The sequence below is a fragment of the Bacillus litorisediminis genome (genome assembly GCF_022808645.1).
Taxonomy (GTDB): domain Bacteria; phylum Bacillota; class Bacilli; order Bacillales; family JC228; genus Bacillus_BF; species Bacillus_BF litorisediminis.
Genome location: NZ_JAKZKT010000053.1, coordinates 1 through 21,868 on the forward strand (window position 1 = coordinate 1; position 21,868 = coordinate 21,868).

A 21,868-nucleotide genomic window follows, 5' to 3' on the forward strand; every position below is an offset into this window, starting at 1 on the left:
CTGTCTACGCTTAAAGACTAAAGTTACCTTTAGCCCTCCAAGACTCGCTACGAGTGAATGGCTAGTTCTTACTCGACGGGAATCCCACCCGTTATATGATACGACCTAGGCTCGGCCGCACACCTGCTTCGTTAGTTCAGTAACTTCCACAAAAAATGCGTTAATCCTTCTTGGATCAACGCACCCTTTAGTTAAACAACAAAATCCATTTTTGCTCATATATATTCAATTTTTTCAAGACTGGAATTCATTTGAAAACGCATTTAAAATTAAATAATCAGTGTGTAGAGATATTGGTATGAGTTTTACTAACCAAAAATATATGTCGAATGATACGTCTGCCATCTGAAAAATTTTTTTTCGGAGGGTGAAAATATGTATAGGGAAGATAGACTGCCTCAAAGCCCAAAAGAAGGCATAATATTTATGTTGATTATTTCGATAATTTCAGTCAACACTATTGCACCAATTATTATGGGAATGGAATTCGGTTTCAGTAAGGAAAATTACTTGGAAACCTTAAAAGTTATTCCGATTATGTGGATTATCGTCATTATATTAGTAAGATTTGTTGCGGGACCATTAGTTGGGAAAGTGATGCCAAAATTCGCAGGAAAAACAGATGGATTTAATGCCAGAGTTTTATTAAATACTTTATTGAATGTTACAGTCTTATCTATTCTTCTTACAATTATCGGAACTTGGGTTGGCACGAAACAAATAAGCCTTGAACCTTTTCAGAACTTTTTTCATAGTTGGTTTAGAAACTTTGGTGTAGCATTTTGGATTGAGTTGTTAATTGCACAGTCAATTGCAAGATTTGCAATGAAAAAATTACATTCAAAACAAGCACGTAAAGCAAAGACTGTTAATCTTTAATAAGTATTAAACATAGTCATAGCCGATTGGTTTTTTATAACCTATCGGCTTTTAATTTACTAATAAAAGGATTTAATACGCTCTAATTTCCTTACAAGCACCTCTAGACGCAAAAATAAAAAAGACAACTACATTAACGAATACTGTTGCGGAAAAAATTATAATACACATTGGCATATAATCCCCTTTTAGTACCAATTAATTTTTCTTCCTTTTAATAAATTTAAGGGTTTATAAAAAATCCAGCTGTAATGCAGCTGATCTTAAAATAAAGCACCCTTACTTTGATAAGAACAAAACAAACATTGTCGTCGAGACCTTATTTAGTAAAGTAAATCCTTTTTTTTATATCTATACCTTAATAATTCATCTATTAACCAAAACACTATGGATGTCCCACTTGCCCCTAATAATATAAAACGGTCTATTGGGTCATTCAGAGGAGTTAAAAGACTAAAATCAGTAATTAATGCAAAAAGACAAGCGAAAACAAAACCAAAAAATAGATGAATGAAAAATGCACAGACAAATCGTATAAAGCCAGATATTTTTAAGGTCACCTTGTCAGAAAAAATCGAGATCGGTACGCCATAGAGCAATATCAGCGGTATTACATAAAGGCTAATAAATCCAAGTAATCCTAAATTAGCTGGTAAGCTGTAATCATTAAATAAGTATGCAATTGTCGGAACAGATACAATCGATGTGAAAAAGAAAACAAGTAACTTCCTCAAATAACCACCTCCTTAACCTCTATCTTTTATATCCCATTACTTGCCCAATAATTGCATCCTTTTTTACAAGTAGCATTTCTCCTCTAAACAAATTGTCACTAACTGCATAATATTCGTCGTCAGATAGTGTGAGGTCTTCCATACTATAATTAAATATCTCTTCTAACTCTTTTTGCATTGATTCTTCGTATGCTTCTTTATCAAGACCGGCTCGGTGGGCAAAACCATAAAAAGTATCTAATTTTTTATCATTAATATATATCTGTCCTTTTTTGATTGCGATTGTCTCTCCTTGAAGGGCAACTATTCTTGAGAGAGACTTTTCACCATTGTTCTTTTCAAATAATACAACGTCTCCTCTAGAAACTTCTTTATAATCTGGGTCTACTACTAATGTTTTATCAAAGTAATCATGATTTCCCTTGTCCATGTTATCTTACATATAATGATGCGTGAACATTTTAGAGTCAAGGTGTTCTATTGAAGCAACTTCGGGAGAGGTATTGTTATCAGTAAGAAGTTCACTTGAGGAAATTTCGGAACAGCTAACTAAGAAAAAGGATAAAGTAATTACAAATACAAATTTTTTCATACCCATTCCTCCTTTGTTATTAATCTTACAGGAATTAAAAGGAAAATCCTTTACTTTTATTGTATAATTTTTGATTTTTTAGATTTCTCGTAAAGAAAAAAGCTGATAACCGGTTACATGGTCATCAGCTCAATATTATTCAAGAGTTCCTTATTCAACAATTCTGCCCCTTTATTTGAATAAAGAAATAGCATCCCATGTTGAAGGAATGCACCCTAGTTCAAAAACTTTAACAAAAAATGCATTAATCCTCGGATTAACACATGTAGTCCGCATTATTTATACAGCCATTGTAAAATCGCCAGCTATCTGAAATTTTAATATCAAAGTACTCAGGATTGATTTGCTCTCCTGGATAATTTTATTTATGTAATAGGCATGGATTAATGCATGTGACCCCTCATATGTTTAGACATACACATGTAACCATCTTATGGGAGTCAAATGTTTCTGATATTAACTACATTGGAGCTCGTCTTGGTGACAAAGATAAAACGATATTATTAAAGACATACGGACATTTGTCCAAGAGATCAGAGCAGCTGAATTATGAAAAGTAAATCATTTTATGAGCAGCTTGCTAAAAAAAGTAAAGTAAAAAAACAAGGGTTTTTCGTAGTTACTCGGACAAAACTCGAACAGTCCATCCTAAAGTACTGAAAAAACCCTTGTTATATCAATGTTTATACGCCCTCGGCAGGAATCGAACCCACATTTCAAGAACCGGAATCTTGCGTGCTATCCGTTGCACCACGAGGGCATAGTTCAAATATAAAATTGCGACAATCTTTATTATAGTGAAAAAGCAAATATTTTTCAACAGCAGATTTTACTAACGAAGTATTTCCTATGAAAATTGGGAAGAAGGGGTCTAAACCCCTTCATTGATATTTAATCGCAATATTTTTTAATTGTGTGTAATTACGCAAAGCTTCAATTCCTTTTTCACGGCCAAACCCGGATTGTTTATAGCCTCCGAATGGCATTTGAATGCCGCCTCCGGCTCCGTAGTTGTTAACAAAGACCTGACCTGATTGACTTTGATCAGCTAGTCGATGGGCTCTTGAAATATCTTGAGTCCAAATCCCGGTTACTAATCCGTATTCGGTTCCGTTCGCCAGTTTGAGTGCCTCTTCTTCGGTCTCAAACGGAAAAACCGTCAGAACCGGACCAAAAATTTCTTCCTGTGCCAATCGGCTTGCTGGGTCTACGTTTGTTATAAGAGTAGGTTTCAGGAAGTAGCCATTCATACATACACCTGATGTATACCGTTCTCCACCTGTGACAACCGTTGCTTCATTTCGGGCGATGTCTATAAAGGACATAATCCGGTTAAATTGCTTTTCAGTTAATATCGGTCCTAAATCCGGATCCTGTGCACCAGGTCCAATCGTAAGATCCTCAAACATATATTTGACCCGTTCAACAAATGTATCATGAATCGATGCCTCTACCAGTAACCTTGAACCCGCGGAACAGGTCTGCCCAGCATTTTGGATAATCGAGCGCACGACCCATTCTGCTGCTTGCTCCATATCACAATCCGGAAACACAATGTTAGGAGACTTTCCGCCAAGCTCGAGCGTTACCGGAACAATGTTTTCTGCGGCAGCCTTCATCACAAGCTTTCCTACCTCAACAGAGCCGGTAAAGGTGAGATGATTAATGTCCTTATGTCCGGCAAGAGCCGCACCTGCCTCATGTCCATAGCCGGTCACGACATTGACAACTCCTTTTTGGACACCGAGCTCATCAAAAAATTGGGCCAGCATTAAAGCAGTCACCGGCGTATCTTCGGCTGGTTTTAAAACCACGGTATTCCCGGCAGCAATCGAGGCTGCAAAGCTTCTCGCCCCAATTTGCAGCGGGTAATTCCAAGGAATAATATGCGCCGTAACCCCAACTGGTTCGCGGACGGTAAAATCAATTAAGCCGGGTTCAACCGGAATGGTGTCACCTAGGATTTTATCAGCCATGCCGGCATAAAATTCAAAATATCTTGCCGCCACCTCAACATCTGCATAAGACTGCTTCAGCGGTTTCCCTACGTCTAATGTCTCCAACATGGCAAGTTCATCTTTTTTCTCGCGGATTTTTTTCGCCAGATCGTGTAATATCCAGCCGCGTTCATGGGGTTTAACCGCTCTCCAGGCAGACGACTGAAACGCTTTTTTTGCAGCTAAAACAGCCTTGTTTACATCTGCATTCTGCCCCCGCGGAATCGTTCCCGTCTGTGAGTAATCAGCCGGGTTATAGACAGGAATCGTTTCCTTTGATTCTGCTTCGACCCACTCGCCATCCAAATACATTTTCCATTCCATATTACGGAGGGCCTCCTTCCTACAATCCTCTGCCGCCATCCACATGTAATACAGCTCCAGTCACATTTCTGGCTTCATTCGAACTTAGGTAGAGAGCCGCATTGGCTATGTCTTCTGGCTGAATCAGACGGCCAAGCGGAACACTTTTGCGAAATGTTTCCTCTTTTACATCATCCGGATTTTCGTTGGCTGGAGTAAATTGTGCAAGCATGCTCGTATCAGCCGGACCCGGATGAATCACATTCACACGGATGCCTTTTTCTGCACATTCAATGGCTAATGCTTTTGAAAAAGCAACCGCTGCTCCTTTGGATGCTATGTATGCCTGCAGGCCAGGACGCGGTCTGACAGCAGAAATAGAAGCGACGTTGGTGATCGAACCGCCTCCGTTTTTCTCTAATAGGGGAAGAGCTTCACGACTTGTTAAAAATAGTGAGGTTACGTTGACAGCCATAATCTTTTCCCACTGTGAGAGGGAAACCTCCGTTATCGGAGCAGCTGCCTGAGCAATTCCAACCAGATTAATTAACCCATCCAGTTTCCCATATTGCTCCTCGACTTTAGCGAAAATTCCCTTTACCTGTTGTTCATCAGTTAGATCTGCTTCTACAAATAGACAAGCTTCAGAGTCAGATTTTGCATCAAACGTACGGTCAACTGCTATTACTTTAGCTCCTTCTTCTAAAAAACGGCTCACGGCTGCCTTTCCCATTCCGCCATTGGCACCGGTAATGACAAAAATTTGGTCTTTGCATCTCATTCCATTACCCCCTACTGATGTTTGCAATGATTCCGTAATTCCCGCTTTTATCAACGAAAATAATGATTTATCAAACGATTTTATTGCCTTTATCAATGAATTCGACGATTTATCAACAATTTAAATGTCTTTATCAACGAATACCGACTTCTTATCAACGGATCAGTTCTTTTATCAACGAATTCCCACTACGTATCAACAAATACCAGCCACTTATCTAGGAATCTATAATTTATCACCCCCCTTAATCGTCGAATCCCGTACTATTTTCAACGAAACTATTACCCAATCAATGAAAGTTCGTACAATTCTTTAATAATCGCGTCGCCCATTTCCGTCGTTAACGCAGTTCCGCCTAAATCTGCTGTTTTAACCGTGTCATCCTCCAAGACTTTATAAATCGCAGCCATAATTACATCGGATAAATCCTTTCGCCCCAGATGTTCTAGCATCAGGGCGGTTGACCAGATTTGCGCAATCGGATTGGCTTTTCCTGTGCCAGCAATATCCGGAGCAGAGCCGTGTACTGGCTCAAACATCGATGGAAAATTTCCTTCAGGATTAATATTTGCTGATGGAGAAACCCCAAGGCCTCCGACTAAGGCTGAGCCCAAATCAGAAAGAATATCACCAAACAGGTTTGAAGCAACGACAACTTCAAACGTATGAGGTCTTTGTACAAAATAGGCTGCAAGTGCATCAATAAATACTTTTTCATAACCGATCTCAGGAAAGCCATTTGCCACCTCTTCCATCACTTGATCCCATAGTTTCATAGAATGGGTAATCGCGTTCGATTTGGTAGCGCTCGTAACCTTTTGCTTCCCCATTTTTCGGGCATATTCAAATGCATACCGGCCAATCCGGCTAATCCCTCTTCTAGTCAAGATTGTATTTTGAACCGCCAGCTCATCCTCGGTTCCCCCATATAGAGTCCCGCCGCTATTAGAATACTCGCCCTCCGCATTCTCTCTCATAATCACAAAATCTATCGGTTTCTCTAGTGATGTATATGGAGTTTTAATCCCGGGCAGCTGTTTGACCGGACGAAAGTTAACGTATTGCTGAAAGGATTTGCGAATCGGCATGATGAGCTCCCAAACAGAAACATCATCTGCCACACGCTGATCCCCAATTGCCCCAAACAGAATTGCATCATAGCCTTTTAGTATTTCAAGGCCATTTTCAGGCATCATTCTTCCGTGCTTTAAGTAATACTCGCTATTCCAGGAAAATAAATCGGCATGATAGCTAAAAGTAGAGTCTAATTCCTTGACAGTCCGCAGCACTTTCAACGCTTCATTCATAACCTCCGGCCCAATTCCATCCCCGGGAAGAACGGCAATTTTCCACTCTCTCATAAGCTTTCACCCCGAAGAAAATACAAAGCTGCTGTCCGATATATTTCAGTGGTTTCCGCTAATTCTTCGATATCCACGTATTCATCAATTTGGTGGGGAACTTCCCTGTCCCCGGCACCAGTTGTTACAATCGGAACTCCAGCCATATGAAGAAATGTTCCATCGGTTGCTCCCGGTACACCGTTATAAACCGGATCTTTTCCCGTTACATCTTTCACAGCCTGAGCAATCGCTCTTACAACAGGATCCTCTTTATCTGTTTCCGTCCAAGGTCTTTCCTCAATCACTTCAAACTCTGCCCGGAATTCCGAATCCTTTGAGGATAAATCGTCTAAAATCTCTTGAAATTGCTGCTTCAGTGTATCATGATCTTGTCCCGGTACGGTTCGGATATCTAACGTTATCATACACTGTTCAGGGATTACATTAATTTGGGCATCCCCTTGAACCGGTGCCTGAACGATGGTTGGTGTAATGCTTGGCCACCCAAGCATTGGGTGTTTACCAAGTCTTTCTTTCTCCCGCTGTTCTAATTCATCCAGCGCACAAATGATTTTCGCCATTCGCGTGTTTGGGTTGATTCCGCTTAACGGCATCGCGCCATGAGCCATTTTCCCGTAAGTGCGGACAATTACCCGCATCGCTCCTTTTTGGGAAATGCAAACCTGATTTTCCTCAGGCTCACAGATAATGGCTCCATCTACTTTGTCGGCCCAGCCTTGTTTAATAAAATGTTTAATGCCAAGCATCATACCCTCTTCATCACAAGGAATACAAAGAATAATTTTTCCGCTCCACTCCTCCTGATCTTGCAGAATAGAATGGACGGCTGTAATCATGCAGGCTAAATTCCCCTTCGTGTCATTCGTCCCCCGTCCATACATCAATCCGTCTACAATTTCCGCACCAAAAGGATCATATGACCAAGCTTTTCGGTCGCCTTCTGTTACGACATCGGTGTGCCCTTCAAACAGCAAGGTCTTCCCTGGTTTTCCTGAATCTACGACTCCAATCACATTCGGTCTTCCAGGCACAACTTCTTCAATATGAACCTCGATTCCTAATGAACGCAGGTAATCTGCTACAAAAAGTGCCACTTTTTCTTCATTGCCGCCTTCCACACCAGGACGATAAACACTGGGAATGCGCACAAGCTTTTGCGTTAAGGAGATGACTTCTTCCCGGTCACGTTTTCTCCGCTCTGTCAGCTGCATAACTGTCATGGTTATTCACTCCTTTACTTTTCTTGTATGGGCTTTACCTGTTTCTATTTAAAAAGATCACGATATGCCGGAATATTGGCTACCGTTTCAGCTGTGTAGATTGCATTTAAAATTGCCATCTCCATCACTTTGGCTGCCATTGTTCCGAGCAAATCTACAGACCTTTTATTTCCGCCAGTAGCTAAAGTAAAAATTGTATCACCGTCTAACATTGAGTGAGCCGGATAAATCGTTCTCGCATAGCCGTCATGGGCCATTTGCGCAACCTTAGTTGCCTCAGCCTTTGTTAAGTCAGCATTTACTGCAATAACCCCAATCGTTGTGTTACTGCCGGCTGACACATTGAGAGCTGACTGATTCTCCAATATATCAAGGCTATCGATAATTTTTCGCTGATTTCGGTCATAAGCCCCTGCTAAAATCTCTCCAGTAGCAGGGTTTCGAACATCCCCGACTGGATTAACTGCTACAATCGCACCAATCGTAACCCCATTCCCTAAATGAATCGAAGCACTGCCAAGCCCGCCTTTCATCGATTGATTGAATCCGGCTAGCTTCCCGACTGTCGCCCCGCATCCGGCACCTGCGTTTCCAACCTTAAATTTTTGATTGCTGGCGATCCGGGCTGCTTCATAGCCCATCTGTTTATCAGGCCGTACCTTCCCATTTCCGACAGCTAAATCAAATAGAACAGCTGCAGGGACGATCGGAACCTTTGCTGGCCCGGCATGTAAACCAATATCCCGTTCCTCTAAATACTGCATCACACCCGATGCTGCATCTAAGCCAAAAGCACTCCCGCCGCTTAATACAATGGCATGGACCTTTTCAACAAAATTAATGGGATTTAAAAGGTCCGTTTCTCTTGTCCCTGGAGCAGAGCCACGGACGTCTACACCAGCCGTGGCTCCCTCCTCCGCTAATACAACTGTACATCCTGTTAATGCATCGAGGTCTTCTTTATTTCCAACTTTGATGCCAGGAACATCGGTAATTTGACCTTGATTAATAGCTCCTGTTCTTTTACGCATCGAGATCATCGGAAATTTTAGACTTCCTTGTCTTCCCGATTTGTTTCCATGCCATTACTACCGCTAATGTAATAATCACTGCAACAATTGCCTCAGGAATTCCATTGGTCAGCGTAATACTCCAAGCAACAGGCGCTGTCAGATAGTTTCGCACAACAGCCATTCCCATTACTAACCCTGTGTTTGTTAGCGATCCAAGGAATGCGGCTGAACCAATCGCAAGATATTCGTTTCTTTTACGAAGTCCGGCATACACTAGGAATGCGACCACCCCAATAAATAAACGAGGTATAATAGCAACAAATGGGTCTTTAAACATAGGAAGAGTCGCATTTAAAAACGAGGAAACCCCAAATATTAAACCAACAATTAATCCCACGCCCCACCCTTGAAGTACACCGCCTATAATCGCTGGAATATGCATAATCGTTGCATTTCCGGCGGCTGTTGGAACCGGAATGAATCCTAAACGCGTGACCCCTAAAAGAATAGCAATCGCGCCTAAAACACCAGCAATTACAATTTTCCGAACTGTCATAAACATTCACTCCTTTTTTTATGGTTGTGTTCAACACAAGAAGCAGTGAACTCAGCTAGCCGATTCGAAAGTTATCACCTCCCCATCAATTAAATTGGAAATGGAAAAGCAAATAAAAAGACAGCAAATATTGTTCCAGCACCCAAAATCAGGAAATCCTTACTTTTTACTTCATAGACTGTGTAAGCTGTACGGGTTCCCCCAGGTATGTAACAGCGGGACTCCATTGCTAAAATGAGGTCCTCCGCTCTATGCATGGCGACATTAAACAAAGGAATGATAATCGGGAACATTTCTTTTGTCCGCTTAATGATTCTCCACCATTCGCCTGTACCAAACTCAGCCCCTCTTGAGGCTTGAGCTTTCATCATTTTTTCCATTTCAATCGCAAAGGTTGGAACGAAACGAATCGCAATCGTGATGACTAAAGAAAACTCATGAACGGGAAACTTTATTTTTTTTAATGGACTTAGAAGACTTTGAATGGCATGCGTTAACTCAGTTGTTGAGGTTGATAAGGTTAAAACACTGCTGACAAAAATAATTTCAATGAAGCGGACTGCCGAAACAATCACGAGCCTGATGCTTTCGCTGGTGATTATAATAAAACCAAATTCAAAATACGTTTTTCCTCCGTTAAAAATCGAACCTTGAAACAGAAGCTGGAGAAGCGCCAAAATGATGATGAAAGGAATGGCTGGTTTCACTCCAGAAAGTCCATAGCTGATTGGTATTTTAGAAAGCCGAAATAAATAAATGGAAAACAATAAACCGATGGCATTTCCGATATAGCTCGTATTTAGCGCAATCGCTAAAACAATAATGGTAAAGGCAAGGACTTTAATTCGGGGGTCCACCCGGTGAATAACAGATCCGGTCGGAACATACTGGCCTATCGTGATATTACGGGAAAGTTCAAATTCTGCTGCCACCAAAATTCCTCCTTTCGATATGACTTATTGACTGCTCAGCACCTTCAGTACTTCTTTTGATGCTTCTTCAACTGAAAAAGCTTCTGGCCTTACGTTGTAGCCTTCCTCTTGAAGACGGTACAGCAGCCTTACTGTTTCAGGTGTGCCAATATGGTACTTTTGAATTTTTTCTCTGTCGGTAAAAATTTCTCTCGGTGTCCCGGACAACACAACCGTACCTTCCGCCATCACATAGATTCGGTCTGCTAAAAAAGCGACTTCTTCCATGTTGTGCGACACAAACACAATCGTCATATTTTCTTTTTCATTTAAATCCTGAATCTTTTCCAAAATTTCCTTGCTTGACCTCGGATCTAACCCTGCAGTTGGTTCATCCAGTACTAACACTTTAGGCTTTAACGCTAGAATTCCGGCAAGGGCAACCTTTCGTTTCTGCCCCCCGCTTAAAGCAAATGTCTGCCGATCCTTCATTTCGTCAAAATCCAATCCTACAACACTCATCGCCCACCTGACCCGTTCCCTTACCTCTTTAACGGGAAGTCCGCTTTTAAACGGACCATAGGCGACATCATCTCCTACTAAACTTTCAAAGATTTGATCTTCTGGATTCTGGAAGACAATTCCGACTTTGCGGCGAAGATTTTTAATATTAATCGTTTTATCAGCAACATTTTCACCATCAATGATGACCTCACCAGTTTCCGGGCGCATAAGACCGTTAAAATGCTGGATTAATGTAGATTTTCCAGAGCCTGTATGACCGATAATCGCCACACATTCGCCTTCTTTAACATAGATACTCGTATCTTTTAAAGCAATGTGCTCAAGCGGTGTTCCTTTCATGTAGGTATGTCCCAAATTATGGACTTCGATGATATTTTTTTCAGTCATTCTTTTAGCCTACCCCCTCACTTTTCACAAGCCTCTTAAATCTTTCTATTTCCTGAAGCATCTCATTCTCATTGATGATGTCTGGTGAAAAGTCATCCAGATTGCGATGAACTTCAGCAGCAATCCGATTCACAGCCGGAACATCCAAATGCAATTCACTTAATCTTTCTTTATGCTTAAAGATTTCTCTAGGGGTACCATCCATTACAATTCTTCCGTCCTCTATCACAAGGATGCGATCGGCTTGAGCCGCTTCTGACATGTGGTGGGTAACGGTTATGATTGTCATTCCCCTGTCGTTCATTACCCTCATAACCTGTAAAACATCTTGTCTGCCGTAGCTATCAAGCATACTCGTCGCTTCATCAAAGACAATGCACTGGGGCTGCATCGCTAAAACCCCTGCAATTGCGACCCGCTGCTTTTGCCCTCCAGATAAGTGATGCGGCGGCCGGTTTCTGAATTCATACATACTAACCGTCTCAAGAGAACTTTTGACCCTTTTCTTCATTTCATCCCTCGGCACTCCCAGGTTTTCCAGTCCGAAGGCCACATCCTCTTCAACAATGGTCGCGACAATTTGGTTATCAGGATGCTGAAATACCATTCCCACATCCTGCCTTATAAATCTGATTGCCTTGGAATCCTTGGTATTTCGCCCATTGACCCAAACATCCCCTGAGGTAGGGGTTAATATTCCGTTCAAATGCTTGGATAAGGTAGATTTTCCAGATCCATTGTGGCCAATAATCGCGACATATTCACCAGGTTCAATAGAGAATGAAACATCCTTTAGCACTTCGACAGACTTCTTTTCGTTCAATTTATAAGAAAAGCTGACATGTTCGACTCTGATAATTGGCTCCTACCTCCTTTTTAAGTCTATTACTACTATTCTGTTATTTCTTTAAACATCCTTCTCTTTAATTTAATTACTGTACTTCAATTTATTTTGGATTATTCTGAATATTACCTATTCTATTCTTTATTAATAACCGATTCATTAGACACTCTATCATTCTTTTTTTCTAGTCATTTAACACAATGTAAATATCTTGTATTCTCTCAATTGCCCGTAAAAAAGTATGGATAGCAGCTTAAAGCAAATTCAATTGCCTGCCGTTTTTCTGCCTTCATAAAATCATGGCCTAATAATTCGTTTAACTTTTCAATACGGGGATACAAGGACTGACGGACAATAAAAAGCTCTTTCGCAGTCTTGTTTTTTGAACCGTTACAGGCCAAATAGGTTTTTAATGTATTTAGTAAATCGCTGCCTGTTTTTTCATCATAATCAAGGACAGGCTTTAAATAATCCATTACGAATTCTTTTAATTCCCGATTCTTTTGCATCACTGAAATGATTCGATAGATATGTAAATCCTGATAAAAGCAGGTTCCGCCTTTTTTCTCTATTAAAACTTTTTCATGAATTTTTATAGTTTCTACCGCTGTTTTATAGCTTTTCTCCATTGCTGCTAATTCATCTAAAAACAAACCGATTCCATAAAGGATGGAGTGAAGCTTTTTCTTTTTTGCAAACTCTGTCATTTTAAACGTGTTAACCGCCTGTTCCAGCCGCTCTTTCCAATCTTCTTTTTCCCTAACATTAATCAAAATAAAGATAGCCTGATTTTTTCTTATCAGCGGAAATAAATAATATCCGTACTGTTTCATAGCTGACCGAAAAATAACCTTTAAATAGCTATAATCCGCAGCATGAGGAAACAAGGAATTGGTCTGAAAAAAACAGACAACTCCTCCATTGGGTTTGATTGCAGGATCCTGTTCAAATAAATAGTGACGGATATCTTCATCACCATATTCACCTTCGATCCAGCCCTTCAGCCATTCACTTTCTTCTGCGATTTCTTTCTCTTCAATGTAAAGCTCACGAAGATAATGCTGCGCAAGAGCAGTGGCGGTCCGGTCGAGAACGAGTGAGATATAATTCTTTTCTTCCAGTGAATCCGATTTTACCAATAACTCCGCGAATACATGATCCAAAGCTTTGATTTCCTTACGAATCAGGAACGGAGAATGCAGCATTTCTTCTATTATTTTTTTCTCTTTACTTAACCTGGGCAGCAATTGGACATCTAAGTCACTGGTTTTATGAATTAATGGTCTGTTGATTGTTTTTTGACAGTATTGAAGGATTTTATTATGACCATCAGCTGACAGGAGCAGCTGATTTAATTTCTGTGAGTAAGCTTCAAGGTGGGAAATCATCTCATAATGCTGAGAAATGATATAAGAATGAAGATCTTGCGTAATCTCAATAAATCTGACTTCTGTATGAAATACGATTAAAGGAAAATCATGGTGTTCCGCTACTTCAATAATTTCAGAAGGAATTGAATCCAGGTATGTCCCCAGCTCAATGCATAGACCTGACACATTGCGCTCAATTAATTGCTGCAAAAAAGATAGATACACTTCTTTATTATTTTTCCAGGCTATCCCTGTTGATAAAATCAGTTCACTCCCATTTAACAGAGCGCCAACCTCTGTCACTTCCATAACATGAACCCATTTTACAAAGCGATGAGCCCCTTGTTTTCCTGCGATCATTTCTGCTTTTTCAAAATGTTTCCGCTGCATGATCTCGGCTACTGTCAATAGGTTTTGTGTTGCCATTCGCTGTCCCCCATTATTCAGAATAGTGAAACAACATGATATTTTCCCCTATTATACAAGAATTTTTACCCATACATATATAAGAGATTTACAAAATGACAATCCCTTCGCAAAATCATCTACTTAATGTCTAATGAAAAAAAGGCTAGCGCCAAGATAAAATGGTAAACAATAGAAATTCAATAATACCCATTAAGATTGGAGGTTTGTACATGTCTGTTAGCAGCCAAGTTGACACATTGAAAAATTATATTGGCGGGAAGTGGGTTGAAGCCAACACATCCAAAGTTGACGATGTTATTAATCCGGCTACAGGTGAAGTCATTGGACGTGTCCCATTATCAACTCCACTGGACGTCGATCAGGCCGTTTTGGCAGCCAAAAAGGCTTTTCAGGAATGGAAACATGTATCGGTTCCAAAGCGAGCCCGTATCCTTTTCCGCTACCAGCAGCTGCTTGTGGAGAATTGGGAGGAGTTAGCCAGGCTAATTGTACTTGAAAATGGAAAAACCTATGAGGATGCATATGGCGAAGTACAACGCGGGATTGAGTGTGTTGAATTTGCTGCGGGAGCACCTACGCTCATGATGGGCGAACAGCTGCCAGATATTGCAACGGGAATAGAATCAGGAATGTACCGCTACCCTCTTGGTGTTGTAGGAGGAATTACGCCTTTCAACTTCCCGATGATGGTGCCTTGCTGGATGTTTCCGCTCGCTATTGCCTGCGGCAACACCTTTATTCTAAAGCCATCTGAGCGTACCCCATTCCTGGCAAATCGGCTGGCAGAGCTTTTTCAGGAAGCTGGCTTACCCGATGGTGTCTTAAACATCGTCCACGGAGCCCATGATGTCGTCAACAGAATATTAGCCCATGAAGCGATTCGCGCTATATCGTTTGTTGGCTCACAACCGGTTGCTGAATATGTGTACAAGACGGCAGCTGCCCATGGAAAAAGAGTTCAGGCTTTGGCGGGTGCGAAAAATCACTCAATCGTAATGCCAGACGCAAACCTGGAAAACGCAGTAACCAACATTATTGGAGCTGCCTTTGGTTCAGCAGGTGAACGCTGCATGGCTGCTTCTGTTGTGGTAGCGGTTGGGGACATTGCAGAAGAGCTTGTTTTCCGTCTAAAAAAAGCAGCCGATGATTTACAGATTGGCGACGGCTTGAATAAGAATGTTGATTTAGGTCCTGTCATCCGGGCTTCCCATAAGGAACGGACAGAAAGCTACATTGAAATCGGAACAAAGGAAGGAGCAGCCCTGATTCGCGATGGCAGAAAGGATCAAGCAGGAGAAGGCGGCTACTTTATCGGTCCTACCATATTTGATCATGTCAAACCGGGGATGAAGATTTGGGAGGATGAAATCTTTGCTCCTGTTTTATCGATCGTCCGGGTTTCAAGTTTAGATGAAGCGATAGAGGTAACAAACCAATCCCGCTTTGCCAATGGAGCTTGTCTGTATACTGACAGCGCCAATGCAATCCGAAAATTCCGCGAAGAAATTGACGCGGGAATGCTCGGTATTAATATTGGCGTTCCAGCACCAATGGCATTCTTCCCTTTCTCAGGCTATAAAGATTCCTTTTATGGGGATCTGCATGCAAATGGAAAAGATGGAGTTGAATTTTATACTCGTAAAAAAATGCTTACAGCTCGTTATTAAGGGCTAACTGCCTAAAAGGAGTTGATTGTATTGCAAAACGTTAACCAAGCAAACCAGCTGCAACAGATCGATTCTCAAAATCTATGGCATGCGATGAGAGGAGCCCAGCCCTCTGCTTCCAATTTAATCATAAAAAAGGCGGAAGGAGTTTGGATCACTGACATTGATGGAAACAAATATCTCGATGGGATGTCAGGACTTTGGTGTGTCAATGTCGGCTACGGACGAAAAGAGCTCGCTGAAGCTGCCTATCAGCAGCTGCTAGAAATGCCTTATTATCCGCTGTCGCAAAGTCATGTACCAGCTATTAAACTAGCAGAAAAACTGAACGAGTGGCTTGGCGGGGAGTATGTATTTTTCTTTTCAAACAGCGGCTCGGAAGCAAATGAAACTGCTTTTAAAATTGCCCGTCAATACCATCAGCAAAGAGGAAACTACGGAAAATTCAAGTTTGTTTCAAGGTACCGCGCCTATCATGGGAATTCGATGGGTGTGTTAGCAGCAACTGGCCAGGGACAACGAAAATACCGATATGAGCCGCTTGGACAGGGATTTCTCCACGTATCCCCTCCAGATCAATATCGGCGTCCTGAACAGGGTTCTTATTTAGAAAGTGCTGAAGAAGTCGATCAGGTCATGACGTGGGAAATGAGTGAAACCATAGCCGGCATGATTATGGAACCGATTATTACGGGAGGTGGCGTTTTAATTCCTCCCGATGGTTACATGGCAAGAATAAAGGAAATTTGCGAAAAGCATGATGCCTTATTAATAAGTGATGAAGTCATTTGCGGATTTGGCCGGACAGGCGCTCCTTTTGGTTTTATGAACTATGGGGTCAAGCCGGATATCATTACGATGGCAAAAGGTATTACAAGTGCCTATCTCCCACTTTCGGCAACCGCTGTGAAACGGGAAATTTTTGAGACATTTGCCGGCGATGACACATACGACCGCTTCCGTCACGTCAATACCTTTGGCGGCAATCCGGCGGCATGCCGTTTAGCATTAAAAAATCTTGAAATTATGGAAAATGAGGATTTGATTGAACGTTCTCGCATTATGGGTGGTAAACTTTTAACTGAGCTGAAACCATTAGAACTTCACCCATACGTTGGTAACGTAAGAGGAAAAGGGTTACTGATTGGGGTCGAACTGGTAGCCAATAAAAACACAAAAGAACCGCTATCCGTTGATAAGGTCACCCAGGTGATGAATTCGTGCAAGAATCGGGGCCTAATCATTGGAAAAAATGGAGATACGGTAGCTGGATATAACAATGTCTTGACCCTGGCGCCTCCTCTTTGTTTGACAGAGGATGAATTACAGTTGATTGTAAAGGTATTGAGTGAATCTGTAAATGAGTTATCGTAACCTTTAGCAGTCTTACATTATAGTAAGAATTTGCTGACCAAATTTTTAATGAAAAATGATTTCTTTCCTCCCTTCCTCCCAGTTTAAATCCAAAATATATGGGAAAAATGGTAAAGTTAAAATGTTGTCGAGTGAAATGTTTTGACCTTAATTGACCATTATTGTATGATGAACATACACCCAATCATCTCTTTACTGTATGTTCCATCATATAAATAAAAAGGGATATTTGAAGAGGAGGATGAAAAATGCCATTAATTCCTACAGTTATTGAACAAACAAACCGTGGTGAACGCGCATATGACATTTACTCACGTCTGCTTAAAGACCGTATTATTATGCTAGGAACTCCGATTGATGATCAAGTGGCTAACTCGATTGTAGCCCAGCTTCTGTTCCTAGAAACTGAAAACCCTGAAAAAGATATCTCTCTTTATATTAACAGCCCTGGCGGCAGCATCACAGCCGGTATGGCGATTTATGACACGATGCAATACATCAAGCCAAATGTACAAACCATCTGTATCGGGATGGCGGCTTCCATGGGTGCCTTCCTCTTGGCTGCAGGTGAAAAAGGCAAACGTTTTGCGCTGCCTAACAGTGAAGTCATGATCCACCAGCCACTTGGCGGAGCTCAAGGACAGGCAACCGAAATCGAAATTGCTGCGAAACGAATTCTCTTCCTTCGCAACAAGCTAAACCAAATTTTATCAGAACGTACTGGCCAGCCAATTGAAGTGATCGAAAAGGATACAGACCGCGATAACTTCATGACTGCAGAACGTGCGAAAGAATACGGCTTAGTGGATCATATTATTACAAGAAACACACTAGCAGATAAAAAATAAGGTTCGATAGAGTTCAGCTGAAGGGCTGGGCTCTTTTTTTCCCAACAAAAAAAGCCACCAATCGCGGCAGCCTTTCCATTAACCTTCTTTACTGATAAATTCTGTAAGGGCCTCAATGGCAGCTTCTGCATCATGTCCTTCGGCGATCAGGGTGACTTTGCTCCCCGCTCCAACTGCGAGGCTCATAATCCCCATAATGCTTTTGGCATTGACGCGTTTTCCCTCTTTTTCAAGAAAGACTTCAGAACTGAAGCGGTTCGCTTCTTGAACAAATAGGGCTGCTGGTCTTGCTTGTAAACCAGTCTTCAGATTTACTTCTACTTGACGCTCGACCATTTACTCTTCCTCTCCTCCATTTCATTATTTTAGAGAAATGGGTATGCCGGCCCGGATTTTCTCTGCAATCTCATCCAATTTACGCAGACGGTGGTTGATCCCAGACTTGCTAATATGGCCGCTTGATACCATTTCTCCTAATTCCTTTAATGTCACATCTTGGTGAGTAACGCGTAACTCTGCGATTTCCCTTAATTTATCTGGGAGTGCATGGAGTCCGATTTCCCGGTCAATCAATTTAATATTTTCCACCTGTCTCAAGGCAGCTCCGATGGTTTTGTTTAAGTTCGCTGTTTCACAATTGACAAGACGGTTAACCGAGTTCCGCATGTCACGCACGATTCGGACATCCTCAAACTTTAAAAGTGCAGCATGGGCACCGACTACACTTAAAAATTCGGTAATCTTTTCTGCTTCCTTTAAGTACGTGATGTATCCTTTTTTCCTTTCAAGTATTTTACTATTTAACGAAAAATAATTCATCAATTTATTTAAAGCTTCACTATGTTCCCGATATAAAGAGAATATTTCTAAATGATAAGAGGAGGTTTCAGGATTATTGACGGACCCGCCTGCCAAAAAGGCTCCCCGTAAATAGGAACGTTTACAACACTTCTTTTTAACCAGTTCTGATGAAATGTCATAGTTGAAGGAAAAGCCTTCATCAATAATTTTTAAATCCTCTAAAATATCCTTTGCCTGTTCATGTATGCGTACAATGTACACATTGTTCTTTTTGAGCCGCATCTTTTTTCGAACCAGCAGCTCAACACGGGTCGAATAATTCATTTTGATTAAGGAATATATTCTTCGTGCGATGGCTGCATTTTCGGTTTGAATGTTTACAATCATGGTACGATTTGTTAAGGATAATGCACCGTTCATCCGAATAAGAGCAGATAATTCAGCTTTGGCGCAGCAGTTTTTCAACTCGTGTTGGGTTAATTCTTTTTTAGTTTCGGAAGCAAAGGACATTTTGGACACCTCCTGCTATTTCTCAGAGTCTACCCCTGTTAAAAGCTGGTACAGGAGTTTTGCAATTTTTTGGGTATCATGCCGAATGATATGATCCTGATAAGAAGCAAAATCGTCTTGAATCACATTCAGCCCATATTCATTTAATTTATCTAAATCAAACACAACCGGTTTCGCATATTCTTCATCGTATTTGATTCGTACTTTTTCTGGAATCTGTGTATTGTTGACGATGATGGTATCAAGAAATGCACATTTCATATGATCATAAATTGCTTTAACATGATCACTCGCTGTGAAATCTAATGTCTCTCCCGCTTGCGTCATGAGATTACAGATATACACTTTTTTAGCTTGGGCTGTGCATACTTCTTCACCTAAGCCTGGAACCAAAAGATTTGGTAGAATGCTAGTATAAAGACTTCCCGGTCCCATTACGATTAAATCTGCGTTCCGGATTGCCTCAATGGTTTCGTCTAAGGGGCGAATGTTATCAGGAGTCAGATAGACTCGTTTTATTTTTTTCCCAGCTTTTGAAATACGAGACTCACCCGTAACAAGTGTCCCATCCTCCATTATCGCATTAAGCTCCACACTTTGATTGGCAGCCGGCAATACCTTTCCCTTAACATTTAATACCCGGCTTAACTGTTGGATCGCTGAAACAAAATCGCCAGAAATGGACGTCATGGCAGCTAATATTAGATTTCCCAGCGAATGACCGGATAGTTCTTTTGAAGACTGAAATCGGTGCTGGAACATCTCGATAAAGAGAGGCTCAACCTCAGATAAGGCTGCGAGGACGTTCCGGATGTCTCCAGGAGGCGGAATATCGAGCTGATCTCTTAATCTCCCCGAACTCCCGCCATCATCGGCAACTGTTACGATTGCCGTTATATCAATGGGGAATTGTTTTAACCCTCTTAATAACACGGGGAGTCCTGTCCCGCCCCCGAGGACAACGACTCTTGGCTGATCTATTTTCATGTAGTTTTATCCTTTCTCCTCTCAATATCGCGATGCGTTACCTTGGTTTCATAATCTTTTTCAAAATGACGGGCAATCGTTTCCGCCAGTGCTACAGACCGGTGTTGTCCGCCTGTACAGCCAATCGCAATAACGAGCTGACTCTTTCCCTCTCTTTTATAATGAGGCAGCATAAAGCTAAGTAAATCTGTTACCTTTTCTAAAAACTTTTGCGTTTCGCTCCATTTTAATACATAGCTCGAAACTTCTTCCTCAAGCCCTGTTTTGGGTCTCATATGTTCAACATAATAAGGGTTTGGCAAAAAGCGGACATCGAAAACTAAATCTGCATCAATCGGAATCCCATGTTTAAAACCAAATGACATGACATTCACGGTGAAGATGGTTCGTTTATTCGTTGAAAACTGTGAAAGAATCTTGTCTCTAAGCTCTTTCGGCTTTAATTTTGACGTATTATAGATCTGCTGAGCTCTCCCTTTCAGCTCTTCTAACAGTTCTCTTTCCAGCTTGATTCCTTCTAATGGCAGCCCAGATGGGGCAAGCGGATGTGATCTTCTTGTTTCTTTATATCTTCTGACTAATGTCGCATCATCGGCATCTAAAAATAAAATTTCCGGGGTTACCCACGAGGTTTCGGCTAAATCGTCTAATGCCTTAAATAAATGGTCAAAGAACTCTCTTCCTCGCAAGTCCATCACAAGGGCCACTTTATTCATTTTATTCCCTGACTCTTTCATGAGCTCCATAAATTTAGGAAGCAAGGTAGGCGGAAGATTATCAACGCAAAAGAAACCTAAATCCTCGAAGCTATGAATAGCCACCGTTTTCCCTGCACCGGACATTCCAGTGATGATTACCATCCGAATATCCTGATGTTCGGCTTGGACCATGTGTTTTTCCCCCTTTTAATTAGCTTGGATCTAAACGATAAGAGATTAATTCAAAATCTGGTGTATATATAAAAGTTCCAAAAATCATACCCTCTCCGTGAATCATATAGTCTAGTATATGAATATCACCAGGTGCCATTTGCAATGATTGAATGTTTTCTATTGAATGCCAGGCCAGTGTTCCTTCTTCGGATTCCTGATAGGGATCCCCTTGACCCTGATCCGCTAAAAAGGTGAACATCATCCATTCCGAGATGACCTCATCTCCCTCTTTTATCAGAAAGGTAAAAACACCTTTTAGTTTTGGATTGTTTAGGAAAATTCCCGTTTCTTCTCTAAATTCTCTCGTTACCGCTTCTTTAACGGATTCTCCCTGCTCCATCTTCCCACCAGGAGCGACCCACCATTTCCTTCGTGGTTTTTGCAGCAGTAAGACTTCTCCATTTTGGATGTACACACAATTCGTTACCCGTTGCATCTTTTTCACTCCAAGTCTTACCATGTTATAAATATTATACAACGAATCCGGGTGTGTTACAAACAATCCCGTTTTTCGCTGCATGGTATAAGCCTATTTTTAGGTTCTCCGTCAAATGTTGGGGTGATGACTAATTGTCGTCACCCTTATCCAATGTGAACCCCAATTCCTTTATATTGATGTGAAAGTAATATTTTTGCTCTAAAGCGTTTAAAGCTTCTAAAGCCAAATGCGTTTCGTTTTAATACTTTGGTTGAGTTATTGATCCCTTCCAAAAAACTATTGGAAAAGTTATATGCAAAACTATTAAGAATTTCGGTTTGCCAGTTTTGAATGGTTTGAATGGCCTTTTTCATTTCTGGAATTTCAGAAGCCTCAACCAGTTGATAAAAATCCTTTAGTTCTTGT

At 41.2% G+C, this 21,868-nt stretch carries 23 protein-coding genes and 1 tRNA gene; 4 read left to right on the top strand and 20 right to left on the bottom strand.

The genetic code is table 11. The features are described 5' to 3' along the window. Positions 1-375 precede the first annotated feature (375 nt). Complete coding sequence (locus MLE14_RS19200) at positions 376-879, top strand: hypothetical protein (RefSeq protein ID WP_243300064.1); 504 nt, start codon at positions 376-378, stop codon at positions 877-879. A gap of 323 nt (positions 880-1,202) precedes the next feature. Here the strand turns inward: MLE14_RS19200 and MLE14_RS19205 are convergent, their stop codons facing one another. The 14 genes from MLE14_RS19205 to MLE14_RS19270 form a co-directional block, all read right to left on the bottom strand. After that, complete coding sequence (locus MLE14_RS19205) at positions 1,203-1,613, bottom strand: hypothetical protein (protein WP_243300065.1); 411 nt, start codon at positions 1,611-1,613, stop codon at positions 1,203-1,205. Positions 1,614-1,632: 19 nt separating this feature from the next. After that, positions 1,633-2,043 (bottom strand): signal peptidase I, encoded by a 411-nt coding sequence (lepB, locus tag MLE14_RS19210; RefSeq protein ID WP_243300066.1) that lies wholly within the window; start codon positions 2,041-2,043, stop codon positions 1,633-1,635. A 6-nt stretch (positions 2,044-2,049) separates the two neighbouring features. Continuing rightward, positions 2,050-2,205 carry a hypothetical protein gene (locus MLE14_RS19215; RefSeq protein ID WP_243300067.1) on the bottom strand — a complete coding sequence of 52 codons (156 nt, stop codon included), beginning with the start codon at positions 2,203-2,205 and terminating at the stop codon, positions 2,050-2,052. Positions 2,206-2,893: 688 nt separating this feature from the next. Further along, a tRNA-Arg gene (locus MLE14_RS19220) sits at positions 2,894-2,965 on the bottom strand. A gap of 121 nt (positions 2,966-3,086) precedes the next feature. After that, positions 3,087-4,526, bottom strand: coding sequence for an aldehyde dehydrogenase family protein (locus MLE14_RS19225; RefSeq protein WP_243300068.1), 1,440 nt, complete (start codon positions 4,524-4,526; stop codon positions 3,087-3,089). 19 nt (positions 4,527-4,545) lie between these two features. After that, complete coding sequence (locus MLE14_RS19230; protein ID WP_243300069.1) at positions 4,546-5,286, bottom strand: SDR family NAD(P)-dependent oxidoreductase; 741 nt, start codon at positions 5,284-5,286, stop codon at positions 4,546-4,548. 281 nt (positions 5,287-5,567) lie between these two features. Further along, complete coding sequence (locus tag MLE14_RS19235) at positions 5,568-6,647, bottom strand: tartrate dehydrogenase (protein ID WP_243300070.1); 1,080 nt, start codon at positions 6,645-6,647, stop codon at positions 5,568-5,570. Continuing rightward, a complete protein-coding gene (locus MLE14_RS19240; RefSeq protein ID WP_243300071.1) occupies positions 6,644-7,870 on the bottom strand; it encodes a M20 family metallopeptidase in 1,227 nt (408 codons plus the stop codon). The genes MLE14_RS19235 and MLE14_RS19240 overlap by 4 nt, the downstream gene beginning before the upstream one ends. Positions 7,871-7,914: 44 nt before the next feature. After that, complete coding sequence (locus MLE14_RS19245; RefSeq protein ID WP_243300072.1) at positions 7,915-8,910, bottom strand: P1 family peptidase; 996 nt, start codon at positions 8,908-8,910, stop codon at positions 7,915-7,917. Further along, positions 8,894-9,439 carry an ECF transporter S component gene (locus tag MLE14_RS19250; protein WP_243300073.1) on the bottom strand — a complete coding sequence of 182 codons (546 nt, stop codon included), beginning with the start codon at positions 9,437-9,439 and terminating at the stop codon, positions 8,894-8,896. The genes MLE14_RS19245 and MLE14_RS19250 overlap by 17 nt, the downstream gene beginning before the upstream one ends. Before the next feature lie 89 nt (positions 9,440-9,528). Then, a complete protein-coding gene (locus MLE14_RS19255; protein ID WP_243300074.1) occupies positions 9,529-10,371 on the bottom strand; it encodes an energy-coupling factor transporter transmembrane component T family protein in 843 nt (280 codons plus the stop codon). A gap of 24 nt (positions 10,372-10,395) precedes the next feature. After that, complete coding sequence (locus MLE14_RS19260; protein WP_243300075.1) at positions 10,396-11,262, bottom strand: energy-coupling factor transporter ATPase; 867 nt, start codon at positions 11,260-11,262, stop codon at positions 10,396-10,398. A gap of 4 nt (positions 11,263-11,266) precedes the next feature. Next, positions 11,267-12,121 (bottom strand): energy-coupling factor transporter ATPase, encoded by an 855-nt coding sequence (locus tag MLE14_RS19265; protein WP_313897789.1) that lies wholly within the window; start codon positions 12,119-12,121, stop codon positions 11,267-11,269. 206 nt (positions 12,122-12,327) lie between these two features. Beyond that, positions 12,328-13,902, bottom strand: coding sequence for a PucR family transcriptional regulator (locus MLE14_RS19270; RefSeq protein WP_243300077.1), 1,575 nt, complete (start codon positions 13,900-13,902; stop codon positions 12,328-12,330). 212 nt (positions 13,903-14,114) lie between these two features. Between MLE14_RS19270 and MLE14_RS19275 the strand changes: the two genes are divergently transcribed. The 3 genes from MLE14_RS19275 to clpP all read left to right on the top strand — a co-directional run bounded on the left by MLE14_RS19275 (position 14,115) and on the right by clpP (position 17,794). Further along, the gene (locus MLE14_RS19275) at positions 14,115-15,572 is read left to right on the top strand and encodes a CoA-acylating methylmalonate-semialdehyde dehydrogenase (RefSeq protein WP_243300078.1); all 1,458 of its coding nucleotides are present in this window, start codon (positions 14,115-14,117) and stop codon (positions 15,570-15,572) included. A gap of 30 nt (positions 15,573-15,602) precedes the next feature. After that, positions 15,603-16,946 carry an aspartate aminotransferase family protein gene (locus MLE14_RS19280; protein ID WP_279326888.1) on the top strand — a complete coding sequence of 448 codons (1,344 nt, stop codon included), beginning with the start codon at positions 15,603-15,605 and terminating at the stop codon, positions 16,944-16,946. 248 nt (positions 16,947-17,194) lie between these two features. Next, positions 17,195-17,794 (top strand): ATP-dependent Clp endopeptidase proteolytic subunit ClpP, encoded by a 600-nt coding sequence (gene clpP, locus MLE14_RS19285; protein ID WP_243300079.1) that lies wholly within the window; start codon positions 17,195-17,197, stop codon positions 17,792-17,794. 78 nt (positions 17,795-17,872) lie between these two features. On the opposite strand, the gene MLE14_RS19290 is transcribed toward clpP, so the two are convergent. The 6 genes from MLE14_RS19290 to MLE14_RS19315 form a co-directional block, all read right to left on the bottom strand. Beyond that, entirely contained in the window at positions 17,873-18,130 is a 258-nt protein-coding gene (locus MLE14_RS19290; RefSeq protein WP_243300080.1) for an HPr family phosphocarrier protein, read from the bottom strand. A 24-nt stretch (positions 18,131-18,154) separates the two neighbouring features. Further along, entirely contained in the window at positions 18,155-19,105 is a 951-nt protein-coding gene (gene whiA / locus MLE14_RS19295; protein ID WP_243300081.1) for a DNA-binding protein WhiA, read from the bottom strand. Positions 19,106-19,120: 15 nt separating this feature from the next. Continuing rightward, positions 19,121-20,092, bottom strand: a complete 972-nt coding sequence (locus MLE14_RS19300; protein ID WP_243300082.1) for a gluconeogenesis factor YvcK family protein — start codon at positions 20,090-20,092, stop codon at positions 19,121-19,123. Continuing rightward, positions 20,089-20,982 (bottom strand): RNase adapter RapZ, encoded by an 894-nt coding sequence (gene rapZ / locus MLE14_RS19305; protein WP_243300083.1) that lies wholly within the window; start codon positions 20,980-20,982, stop codon positions 20,089-20,091. The genes MLE14_RS19300 and rapZ overlap by 4 nt, the downstream gene beginning before the upstream one ends. A 19-nt stretch (positions 20,983-21,001) precedes the next feature. Then, positions 21,002-21,460, bottom strand: a complete 459-nt coding sequence (locus tag MLE14_RS19310) for an NUDIX hydrolase (protein ID WP_243300084.1) — start codon at positions 21,458-21,460, stop codon at positions 21,002-21,004. 146 nt (positions 21,461-21,606) lie between these two features. Continuing rightward, a partial coding sequence (locus tag MLE14_RS19315; protein WP_243298132.1) for a transposase occupies positions 21,607-21,868 on the bottom strand: 262 nt, incomplete at its 5' end.

Excerpts from the sequence above, each read along its gene's own strand:
- MLE14_RS19200 (WP_243300064.1), top strand. The coding sequence starts at position 376 with ATGTATAGGGAAGATAGACTGCCTCAAAGCCCAAAAGAAGGCATAATA.
- lepB (WP_243300066.1), bottom strand. The coding sequence starts at position 2,043 with ATGGACAAGGGAAATCATGATTACTTTGATAAAACATTAGTAGTAGAC.
- MLE14_RS19215 (WP_243300067.1), bottom strand. The coding sequence starts at position 2,205 with ATGAAAAAATTTGTATTTGTAATTACTTTATCCTTTTTCTTAGTTAGC.
- MLE14_RS19225 (WP_243300068.1), bottom strand. The coding sequence starts at position 4,526 with ATGGAATGGAAAATGTATTTGGATGGCGAGTGGGTCGAAGCAGAATCA.
- MLE14_RS19230 (WP_243300069.1), bottom strand. The coding sequence starts at position 5,286 with ATGAGATGCAAAGACCAAATTTTTGTCATTACCGGTGCCAATGGCGGA.
- MLE14_RS19235 (WP_243300070.1), bottom strand. The coding sequence starts at position 6,647 with ATGAGAGAGTGGAAAATTGCCGTTCTTCCCGGGGATGGAATTGGGCCG.
- MLE14_RS19240 (WP_243300071.1), bottom strand. The coding sequence starts at position 7,870 with ATGACAGTTATGCAGCTGACAGAGCGGAGAAAACGTGACCGGGAAGAA.
- MLE14_RS19245 (WP_243300072.1), bottom strand. The coding sequence starts at position 8,910 with ATGATCTCGATGCGTAAAAGAACAGGAGCTATTAATCAAGGTCAAATT.
- MLE14_RS19250 (WP_243300073.1), bottom strand. The coding sequence starts at position 9,439 with ATGACAGTTCGGAAAATTGTAATTGCTGGTGTTTTAGGCGCGATTGCT.
- MLE14_RS19260 (WP_243300075.1), bottom strand. The coding sequence starts at position 11,262 with ATGACTGAAAAAAATATCATCGAAGTCCATAATTTGGGACATACCTAC.
- MLE14_RS19270 (WP_243300077.1), bottom strand. The coding sequence starts at position 13,902 with ATGGCAACACAAAACCTATTGACAGTAGCCGAGATCATGCAGCGGAAA.
- MLE14_RS19275 (WP_243300078.1), top strand. The coding sequence starts at position 14,115 with ATGTCTGTTAGCAGCCAAGTTGACACATTGAAAAATTATATTGGCGGG.
- clpP (WP_243300079.1), top strand. The coding sequence starts at position 17,195 with ATGCCATTAATTCCTACAGTTATTGAACAAACAAACCGTGGTGAACGC.
- MLE14_RS19290 (WP_243300080.1), bottom strand. The coding sequence starts at position 18,130 with ATGGTCGAGCGTCAAGTAGAAGTAAATCTGAAGACTGGTTTACAAGCA.
- whiA (WP_243300081.1), bottom strand. The coding sequence starts at position 19,105 with ATGTCCTTTGCTTCCGAAACTAAAAAAGAATTAACCCAACACGAGTTG.
- MLE14_RS19300 (WP_243300082.1), bottom strand. The coding sequence starts at position 20,092 with ATGAAAATAGATCAGCCAAGAGTCGTTGTCCTCGGGGGCGGGACAGGA.
- rapZ (WP_243300083.1), bottom strand. The coding sequence starts at position 20,982 with ATGGTCCAAGCCGAACATCAGGATATTCGGATGGTAATCATCACTGGA.
- MLE14_RS19310 (WP_243300084.1), bottom strand. The coding sequence starts at position 21,460 with ATGCAACGGGTAACGAATTGTGTGTACATCCAAAATGGAGAAGTCTTA.